Raw genomic sequence first — 966 nt, forward strand, 5'->3', positions numbered from 1 at the left:
AGCTTGTTGAACTACCTTTTCCCCGTCCATCATGCCATAAGCGGCCATGTCGATGACGGCGACTGGAACGTCAGTGCCTTCAACCTTCTTTTGGAAGTCTCCCAGCATGTAGCTTACCTGCGGCCCAAGCAGGACACAGGAGATTTCCTTGTTTTCCAGGTTGGAGTCAGCTTCAGCTGCTGGACAGGCAAAAATCTCGTAGTCCAGTCCGTCCTTCTTAGCAGCGTCCTGCATCTTCTTTACCAAAATACTGGTGCTCATCCCTGCTGAGCAGCAAAGCATAACCGTCTTTTCAGCCATTCTAATTACCTCCTAGAACTTCTCTCTTTGCGTATTTGTCATCGCTTACAAAATATATTATGCCCTCTGATTAAGAATATGTCTAGTCTTTTCTAAAAATATGTTTTTTATTTTTGGATTGACGGAATTTTGGGTGAGCATGACTGGGTCGCGGGCGTTGGCACCTCTTCTGATTTGTTGTTACGACTATTTTTTTCAGCAGAAAAAAAGCCCTTGAAGGCTGATCCTTCAAGGGTTCACGCAGATATGCAAATTTCCATTTTTACCAATTGTCAGCTTCCCGGCAGATCCGGTCTAGCGGCGGATAAAGTCGATCGCCTTCCGCACCGCCAGGCTGCGGCCGCGGTCCGGGTCATAGACCAGGTAGGTCTTGCGCGGCCGGGGAGCTTCTTCAAGTTCGAGAGTGAAGATTTTTCCCTTCTTGATCTCCTCTTTCGCCAGGATCTCCGGGAAAAAGCCGAAGCCGAACCCCCGCTCCACCAGCGACAGGACCTGGTCCACCGTTTCGGTTTCGATGTCGGGATCATAGGGAATCCCGTGCTGCAAAAAGTAGTGGGCGTAAAACTGGTAGCTGCTGCTGGTCTTGGTCAGCCCGATCAGCGGCAGCTTGGCCAGGTCCTGGATGCTGAGCTTTTGGCCGGCATAGCGGTCAAACTGGCGGCCGCC

Annotated in this window: 2 protein-coding genes; both read right to left on the reverse strand. The window is 50.9% G+C overall.

Annotated elements, in window-relative coordinates; translation table 11 throughout:
- Positions 1-300, reverse strand: a 300-nt coding sequence (locus tag lacNas_RS00065) for a PTS sugar transporter subunit IIB (RefSeq protein WP_201331041.1), incomplete at its 3' end; no start/stop codon positions are given.
- A 294-nt stretch (positions 301-594) separates the two neighbouring features.
- The coding region (locus tag lacNas_RS00070) for a substrate-binding domain-containing protein (protein ID WP_201346472.1) at positions 595-966 on the reverse strand (372 nt) is incomplete at its 5' end.

It is taken from the genome of Lactobacillus nasalidis (assembly GCF_016587775.1).
GTDB lineage: Bacteria > Bacillota > Bacilli > Lactobacillales > Lactobacillaceae > Lactobacillus > Lactobacillus nasalidis.